Origin of the sequence: Parafrankia soli, assembly GCF_001854695.1 — a bacterium.
GTDB classification, from domain to species: Bacteria; Actinomycetota; Actinomycetes; order Frankiales; family Frankiaceae; genus Parafrankia; species Parafrankia soli.
In genome coordinates this window covers 78176-86294 of record NZ_MAXA01000215.1, presented here as the reverse complement: position 1 = coordinate 86294, position 8119 = coordinate 78176, and the positions used below count along the sequence as shown (strand labels likewise).

At 70.9% G+C, this 8119-nt stretch carries 8 protein-coding genes; 1 reads left to right on the top strand and 7 read right to left on the bottom strand.

Annotated features, from left to right (window positions below):
- Positions 1 to 385, bottom strand: a 385-nt coding sequence (locus tag BBK14_RS18315; RefSeq protein WP_198541330.1) for a transposase, incomplete at its 3' end; no start/stop codon positions are given.
- 90 nt (positions 386 to 475) lie between these two features.
- Here BBK14_RS18315 and BBK14_RS18310 point away from each other — a divergent pair.
- Positions 476 to 1372 (top strand): LLM class flavin-dependent oxidoreductase, encoded by an 897-nt coding sequence (locus BBK14_RS18310; RefSeq protein ID WP_071064154.1) that lies wholly within the window; start codon positions 476 to 478, stop codon positions 1370 to 1372.
- Positions 1373 to 1463: 91 nt separating this feature from the next.
- Here the strand turns inward: BBK14_RS18310 and BBK14_RS18305 are convergent, their stop codons facing one another.
- From BBK14_RS18305 to BBK14_RS18280, 6 genes are all read right to left on the bottom strand, one after another.
- A complete protein-coding gene (locus tag BBK14_RS18305; protein ID WP_071064152.1) occupies positions 1464 to 2225 on the bottom strand; it encodes an SDR family NAD(P)-dependent oxidoreductase in 762 nt (253 codons plus the stop codon).
- A gap of 13 nt (positions 2226 to 2238) precedes the next feature.
- The gene (locus BBK14_RS18300; protein WP_071064179.1) at positions 2239 to 2952 is read right to left on the bottom strand and encodes a 3'(2'),5'-bisphosphate nucleotidase CysQ; all 714 of its coding nucleotides are present in this window, start codon (positions 2950 to 2952) and stop codon (positions 2239 to 2241) included.
- Between the two features lie 156 nt (positions 2953 to 3108).
- The gene (cysN, locus tag BBK14_RS18295; RefSeq protein ID WP_071064150.1) at positions 3109 to 5031 is read right to left on the bottom strand and encodes a sulfate adenylyltransferase subunit CysN; all 1923 of its coding nucleotides are present in this window, start codon (positions 5029 to 5031) and stop codon (positions 3109 to 3111) included.
- Positions 5031 to 5933, bottom strand: a complete 903-nt coding sequence (gene cysD, locus BBK14_RS18290; RefSeq protein ID WP_071064148.1) for a sulfate adenylyltransferase subunit CysD — start codon at positions 5931 to 5933, stop codon at positions 5031 to 5033. Before cysD ends, cysN begins: the two co-directional genes overlap by 1 nt.
- A 53-nt stretch (positions 5934 to 5986) precedes the next feature.
- Positions 5987 to 6799, bottom strand: a complete 813-nt coding sequence (locus BBK14_RS18285) for a nitroreductase family protein (protein WP_071064146.1) — start codon at positions 6797 to 6799, stop codon at positions 5987 to 5989.
- A gap of 127 nt (positions 6800 to 6926) precedes the next feature.
- Positions 6927 to 8114: a cytochrome P450 gene (locus BBK14_RS18280; protein ID WP_071064144.1), complete on the bottom strand. Its 1188-nt coding sequence runs from the start codon at positions 8112 to 8114 to the stop codon at positions 6927 to 6929.
- Positions 8115 to 8119 lie beyond the last annotated feature (5 nt).

Below are 8119 nucleotides of genomic sequence, written 5' to 3'. Positions count from 1 at the left end.
GCCACTGCCGGCCCACATGCGCCGTCGCGGTGCCGTCCTTACGGTCCCCGGAGTCGTCGATCACCAGCACCCCGCCTGGGTGCGCGGCAGTAGCCGGGCCGGCCTGCAGCAGCTCCACCCGCCGGTCGTTGATCTTCTCCGGGTCCCACACCGACTCGGACAGGAAGAACTGCAGCCGCTGTACCGCCGGATGCCCCGCACCCACTACCGGCTCCGCCCCGGCCAGGCAGGTCAGCGTCTTGTTCCGGTCCCGCGGGGCCAGCAKCCCGGTCAGATACTCCCGGAACCCCCGCCGCTGCCCCAACGCCGAGAACAGATCATCAAACCGGGCAGCGTAATCCTCCAACGGGCCTGGTGCCGGCGGACAGGGCAGACGTCTGGTCATGCCAGCCTCCCTCCGCTCCTGAAAGACAACCAACAGAGCAGACCTACCCGCCACAACCTTGATCCAACGAACTACCGCTAGCGTCCAATCATGACGATCGACGGCACGTCGCCGCGGTTCGCCGTCGGCCTGCCCAATGTCGGCGTCTTCGCCGACCCGGCTCTGCTCACCGAGCTGGYCGGCCGGGCCGAGCAGTCCGGGTGGGACGGCGCGTTCGTATGGGATCACGTCCTGTACCACCACGACTGGCCGGTCGTGGACCCGACCGTGGTCGCCGCCGCGATCGCCGCGACGACCACGCGGATCCGGCTCGGAATCCTGATGACCGCGGTTCCCCGGCGCCGGGTCGGCAAGCTCGCCCGCGAGATCGCCTCCCTGGACGTCCTCTCCGGCGGCCGGGTGGTCTTCGGGGCCGGCCTGGGCTCGATGCCGTCCGAGTACACCGCGTTCGGGGAGCCCGCCGACCCGCGGCTGCGGGCGGCCAGGCTGGACGAGTCACTTGCGGCGCTCGCCGCGCTGTGGAGCGGCGAGTCGGTGACCGCCCACGGCGAGCACGTCGTCGTGGACGGCGTGTCGATGGCGCCGACCCCCGTGCAGCGCCCGCGGCCACCGGTGTGGTGCGCGGGCCGGTGGCCGCTGCGCGCGCCGTTCCGCCGAGCCGCCCGGTGGGACGGCGTGATGCCCGTCCACGCCGACCACGGCCGCCCGACCACCATGCCCGCGCCGATGCTCGCCGACATCGTCCGGTACGTGCACGCCCTGCGCGTGTCCGCGGGGACGCACGGACGCCCGTTCGACATCGTCATCGAGGGGGCGACCGACGCGGATGCGCCCGACCGCGGCGCCGCGGTCGTCCGGCCCTATGCCGATGCCGGGCTGACCTGGTGGGTCGAGGCTCTCGGCTGGTGGCGCGGCGGTCCCGACGACGCCCGCGCCCGCATCGACGCCGGGCCGCCGATCGTCACCGAGGCGGACGCGGACGCCTGACCGCGCGGCCGGGGAAGGCCGGCTGGGCCGGGTGGTGGGGTCACGACGGGGCGTGTGTCGGGGCCGCGGCGGGGCGGGATCTCAGGCGATCTCAGCCGAACGGAGGCGCGATGCCGTCGATCCAGCGGTCGTAGTCGGTCAGCTTGGCCAGCATCGCGTCCGGCCCCTGCTCCGAGTCGACGATGAGGAACCGCTCCTCGTCGATCGCCCGCACGAGCCGGTCGGCCTGCGCGTCCGGTGTCGGCGCGGAGCGGAGCACCGGATGGTCGGCGGGCAGGCCGTTCGCGAGGAGCATCGGTGTCAGCATCGCGCCGGGGCAGAAACAGGAGACCTTGATGCCGCGCGGGCGGTACGCGGCCGCCAGCCACTCGGAGAGCGCGAGCGCCGCGTGTTTCGTCACCGAGTACGCCGCCTTCTCCGCCTGCGTCGACAGCGCGACGACCGACGCCGTCTGCAGCAGATACCCGTCGCCCCGTTCGAGCATCGCCGGCAGAACCTCGCGGACCGCGTACACGTGTGACATCACGTGCAGCTGCCAGGACGAATCCCACAGGGGGTTCGCCTGGACGTCGCCGGGCTGGCGGGGGCCGGCGACCCCCGCGTTGCTGAACCAGACGTCGATCTCGCCGTAGGCGCGGCGAGCGAGGTCGGCGACGGCGCGGACGTTGTCCTCGACCGTGATGTCGGCCGCCAGGCCGACACCACCGATCGCGCTCGACACCCGCTCGACGCCGGCGGGGTCGACGTCCGTCACGACGACCTTCGCGCCCTCGGCGGTGAACCGACGCGCGCAGGCCTCGCCGAGACCACCCCCCGAGCCGGTGATCACGACGACCCTGCCGGCGAGTTTCACAGCGCGGTTCCCCTCACGAGTCTCTCAGCGCGGTCAGGACTGTGTCGGTGAGTTCGGGGCGGCAGATGAGCAGGTCGGGGAGGTAGGGGTTGGGTTCGTTGTAGCGCAGGGGTGTGCCGTCGAGGCGGGAGACGTGCAGCCCGGCGGCGGCGGCGACGGCGACGGGTGCGCAGGAGTCCCATTCGTACTGGCCGCCGGAGTGGGCGTAGACGTCGACGTCGCCGCGGACAACGGCCATCGCCTTGGCGCCGGCGGAGCCCATGGGAACCAGGGTCGCGTCGAGCTGGGTGAGGAGGTGGTCGACGCAGGCGGGTGGACGGGTGCGGGAGACCGCGAGCCGGATCGGCCCGCCCACCGGTGCGGGGAGGACCGGCGGTGTGCCGGTGTGCAGGACGAGGCCGGCCGCGGGGAGCGCGACCGCCCCGGCGATGGGCGTCCCGCCGCTGGTGAGAGCGACGTGGACGGCCCAGTCCTCCCGCGGTGGCTCGCCGTACTCGCGGGTGCCGTCGAGCGGGTCGATGATCCACACCCGGTCGCGTTCGAGGCGGATGTGGTTGTCGGTGCTCTCCTCGGAGAGGACGGCGTCGCGCGGGCGGGTCTGGGCGAGCAGGTGCAGCAGCAACTCGTTGGACTGCCGGTCACCCTCGGCGCCGCCCTGGTCGCGGATCGCGAGAAGCAGGTCGCCGGCCTCGTGGGCGAGGGCGGCGGCCAGGGTGTGGTCGTCCATCCCGGCCGCGGGAATCGTGTGCGCCCCGCCGGTGGCGCCGGTAGCCGTGGCGGGGGCGGTGTCACTGGTCATGGGCCGGTCTCCACACGGGTCGTGGTGGGGGCGGGGGGACGGTGGGCCCCGCGACACGCGCGGGGCCCACGGCGGACCTGGGGATCATGGCGCGCCCGGCGGGGTGAGGATGCCGTTGGTGCGCAGGTGTTCGACGACGAGGTCGGCGGAGGCCTCGGGGGTGATCGTGCCGCTGGCGTCGAGGCGGAGCTCGGGGTGCTCGGGAGGCTCGTAGGGCGAGTCGATCCCGGTGAAGTTCACCAGCTGACCGGCGCGGGCCTTGGCGTAGAGCCCCTTGCGGTCCCGGGACTCGGCGACGTCCAGGGGGGTGTCGACGTGGATCTCGATGAACTCGCCGTCGTCGAGGAGGTCACGGGCGAGCTGGCGTTCCGCGCGGAACGGGGAGATGAACGAGGCGAGCACGATCACCCCGGCGTCGACCATGAGCCGGGCGACCTCGGTGACCCGGCGGATGTTCTCCACCCGGTCGGCGTCGGTGAACCCGAGGTCCTTGTTCAGCCCGTGCCGGACGTTGTCGCCGTCCAGCAGGTAGGTGTGGAAACCCTGCTCGTGCAGCCGCTTCTCGACCAGGTTCGCGATCGTCGACTTCCCCGCGCCGGACAGGCCGGTGAACCACAGCACCGCCGGGCGCTGCCCCTTCGCCCGGGCCCGGGCGGTCTTGTCGACCTCGACGGCCTGCCAGTGCACGTTGTCCGCGCGGCGCAGGGCGAAGTGCAGCAGCCCGGCCGCGACCGTGGCCCGGGTGAACCGGTCGATCAGGATGAACCCGCCGGTGTGCCGGTTCGTCRTGTACGGATCGAACGGGATCTGCCGGTCGACGTTGATGTTGCACACGCCGATCTCGTTGAGGTCCAGGGTGCGCGCGGCGGTGTGTTCCAGGGTGTTGACGTTGACCTTGTACTTGGGTTGGGCGATGGTGACACTGCTCGTCCGCGCCCCGATCTTCATCAGGTAGGGGCGGCCGGGCAGCATCGGCTCGTCGGCCATCCACACCAGATGGCACTCGAACTGGTCCGCGACCCCGGGCGGGTCGATCGCGGTGGCGATCACATCCCCGCGGCTGACGTCGATCTCGTCGGTGAGGGTGAGGGTGATCGACTGGCCGGCGATCGCCTCGTCCAGGTCCCCGTCGGCGGTGACGATCCGCTCCACGGTGCTTTCCTGCCCCGAGGGCAGGGCCCGGACCCGGTCCCCGGGGCGGACCGTGCCCCCGGCGATCTGCCCGGAGAACCCGCGGAAGTCCAGGTTCGGCCGGTTCACCCACTGCACGGGCAGGCGGAACGCCCCGGTGTGCGCGTCGTCGTCGACCGCCACCGTCTCCAGATGCCCGACCAGGGTCGGCCCGCTGTACCAGGGGGTGTTCGGGCTGGATTCGGTGATGTTGTCACCGGCCAGCGCCGACAGCGGGATCGCGACGATGTCGCTCAGGCCGATCCGGGCCGCGAACTGTCGGTAGTCCGCCTCGATCCGGGTGAACACGTCGCGGGAGTAGTCGACCAGGTCGAGCTTGTTCACCGCGAGCACGATGTGGCGGATCCCCAGCAGCGACACCAGATAGCTGTGCCGGCGGGTCTGCGTCAGCACACCCTTACGCGCGTCGATGAGGATCACCGCGAGATCCGCGGTGGACGCCCCGGTCACCATGTTCCGGGTGTACTGCTCGTGCCCGGGGGTGTCCGCGACGATGAACTTCCGCCGCTCGGTGGAGAAGAACCGGTACGCCACATCGATCGTGATGCCCTGCTCACGTTCCGCGGCGAGCCCGTCGACCAGCAGCGCGAAATCCAGCCCGTCACCCTGCGTGCCGACCTTCTTCGAGTCCGCTTCCAACGCGGCGAGATGATCGGAGAACACCAGCTTCGAGTCGTACAGCAGCCGGCCGATCAGCGTCGACTTTCCGTCGTCGACACTGCCGCAGGTGATGAACCGCAGCATGCTCTTGTGCTCGTGCAGGTTCAGATACGCCTCGATGTCGTCCGCGACGAGGTCGCTGGCCGCGTGCGCCATCAGAAGTACCCCTCCTGCTTCTTCTTCTCCATCGACCCGGACGAGTCATGGTCGATGACCCGGCCCTGGCGTTCCGAGCTCGTCGTCAACAACATCTCCTGGATGATCTCCGGGAGGGTTCCGGCGGCGCTTTCCACCGCGCCGGTCAGCGGGTAGCAGCCCAACGTCCGGAACCGGACACTGCGCTGCTCGGGCACCTCCCCCGGTGCCAGCCGCATCCGGTCGTCATCCACCATGATCAGAGCGCCGTCGCGTTCCACGACCGGGCGCGGCGCCGCGTAGTACAACGGCACGATCGGGATCTTCTCCCGGTGGATGTACTGCCACACGTCCAGCTCGGTCCAGTTCGACAGCGGGAACACCCGCACGCTCTGCCCCGGCGCCTTGCTCGCGTTGTACAACCGCCACAGCTCCGGACGCTGCGCCTTCGGGTCCCACCGATGCTGCGCCGAGCGGATCGAGAACACCCGCTCCTTCGCCCGCGACTTCTCCTCGTCGCGGCGCGCACCRCCGAACGCCAGATCGAACCCGTACTTGTCCAGCGCCTGCTTCAGACCCTCGGTCTTCCACATGTCCGTGTGCGTCGCCGAACCATGGTCGAACGGGTTGATGCCCYGTTCCACACACTCCGGGTTCTGATAGACGAGCAGATCCACCCCGAGCTCCGCGGCGACCTTGTCCCGGAAGTCGTACATCGCCCGGAACTTCCACGTCGTGTCCACATGCAGCAGCGGGAACGGCGGMCGCGACGGGAAGAACGCCTTCATCGCCAGGTGCAACAGCACGGTGCTGTCCTTACCCACCGAATACAGCATCACCGGCCGTTCGCTCTCCGCCACCGCCTCCCGGAAGATCTGGATGCTCTCCGCCTCCAGGCGCTGCAGATGTGTCAGTCGGCCCATGCCAGGGCTACCCTTCTGCGTCCGTACCGGTGTGTCCGTACCGTCGACCGGCGTCATGACCGGGGCCTTTCCTCGTCGCTGCCGGCAGTCCCACCGGCAGTCCCACCGCCCGCCGCGGCCGGGGGCCGGGGCGGGCCGGCGGAGGTGAACGCGGTGCCGGGTGGGTCGAGCGCCCAGTCCGCGGGCGCTCCCCATTCCTCCTCGAACACGAGCTCGGCCATCGGGCGGCGGCGCACCGGGCCGTGCCGGCCCGCCGGCCGACCCAGCGTGATGGTGCCGGCGACGAACGTGCCCTCGGGCACGCCGAGCAGCTCGCGCAGCTGCGCGTCGACGGCGAAGTTCCAGCCGGTGAACGCCCCGCCGTAGCCGAGCGCGCGGGCCGCCAGCAGCAGGTTCTGGCACGCCGGATACACCGACGCCCCCTCGGTCGGAGTCGGGTCCCGGTAACGCACCAGACACGGCAGGATCAGCACCGGCACCCGCTCGAACCCGTCGACGAACTGCTGCATCGCCGCGGCCATCCGGGCCTTGGGCGAGTCCGCGACCGTCCCCGTCCCGCTGTCGTACCGGTCCCGCTGGCGCTTGCCACCCCAGGTCCGCCGCGCGGCGTCACCGATCAGCTTCTTCGCCGCCCCGGCCTTCGGGCCGTCGGTCAGCACGATGAACCGGAACGGCTGCCGGTTCGAGCCACTGGGCGCCCTGGTGGCCGCGAAGAGCATGGCGCGCAGCGCCTCACGGGGCACCGGCTCGTCGGTGTAGCGGCGGATGGCCCGGGTCGTGGTCAGGCCCTCCAGCAGGCCCACCGTGTCCGCGGGCAGAACCGCCGCCGCCAGCTCCCGCGCCGCGTCGGAGCTGTCAGCGCACATCGGTCCACCGGGTCCTCACCTGGTTCGGGCGCGCCCGAACTCCGTGTGTCCGCTCTCGGTGCATCCTGCTCATCCTCCCGCCGGGCCGGCCGTCCTGCGCAACTTCTGCTTGCCTAGGAGTTGTTCCTCACGACGTGACCACCGGCAGGTTCAACCACCCTCGCGTCGTGGAGGTGTGGTCGAGCACGGAGTTGTCGCGGTCGACCTCCCAGCTGCTCCACCGCTTCAGCACCTCGTCGAGCACGACCCGGCCTTCCATCCGGGCCAGYGAGGCACCGAGGCAGAAGTGCAGGCCGTGCCCGAAGGCGAGATGCCGGTCGATCCGGCGGTGGATGTCGAAGGTGTCCGGGTCGGTGTAGTGCCGCTCGTCCCGGTTCGCGGAGGCGTTGAGCAGAATCACCGCGCTCCCCTCCGGGATGGTGCCGCCGTGGTGCTCGACGTCGCGGGAGACCACCCGGCCCTGCACCGGTGACGGCGACTCGAACCGGAGGACCTCCTCGATCGCCTGCGGGACGTTCGAGCGGTCCGCGGCGAGCTCCCGGCACTGGTCCGGGTGCTCGCCGAGCAGCTGTCCCGTCCAGCCGATGAGCCGGCGGGTGGTCTCGTTGCCGGCACCGGCCAGCACCGAGGTGTACGTCAGGACCTCGTCGCGGGTGAGCCGGCGGGTGGTGCCGGTCTCGTCCTCGAACTCGGCCCGCAGCAGCTCGGTCATCAGATCGTCGGAGGGATGGGTGGCCCGCCAGTCGATGTAGTCGGCGAACGGCTGCGCCGTCGACCGGGCGTCGGTCGGCGCCGGCGCCTCACCCTCGGTGAGCTGGTGCCGCCGCGTGCCGGCGTCACGGATCGCCACCTGGTCGCTCTCCGGGATGCCGAGCATCATGCCGATGACCCGCATCGGAACGATCGCGCCGAGATCGGCGACGAAGTCGAAGCCGTCGGTGCCGACCAGCTCGTCGAGGATGCGGGCGCACAGCTCGCGCACCTGCGGCTCGAGCGCGGCCATCTTCCGCGGCGTGAACACCCGCGACAGCAGACCGCGGTGGATGTCGTGCAGCGGCGGGTCCTCCGCCAGGAGGTTGCCGGGCGGCAGCCTGATACCGGCTTTGATCACTTCGAGGATGAAACCCTTGCCCGAGGTGTACGTGCCGAAGTCCGTCAACGCCTTCTCGACGTCCTCGAACCGGCTCAGCGCGTAGAAGTCGTACTTCTCGTTGTAGTACAGCGGCGCGGAATCCCGCAGCCGCCGCCACACCGGGTAGGGGTTCGCGTCGATCTCGAAGTCGTACGGGTCGTAGTAGACGCTCTCGTCCTGCACTGCTT

What these genes read in the sequence shown, in the direction of transcription:
- BBK14_RS18300 (WP_071064179.1), bottom strand. Translation starts at nt 2,952, where the DNA reads ATGGACGACCACACCCTGGCCGCCGCCCTCGCCCACGAGGCCGGCGAC.
- BBK14_RS18285 (WP_071064146.1), bottom strand. Translation starts at nt 6,799, where the DNA reads ATGTGCGCTGACAGCTCCGACGCGGCGCGGGAGCTGGCGGCGGCGGTT.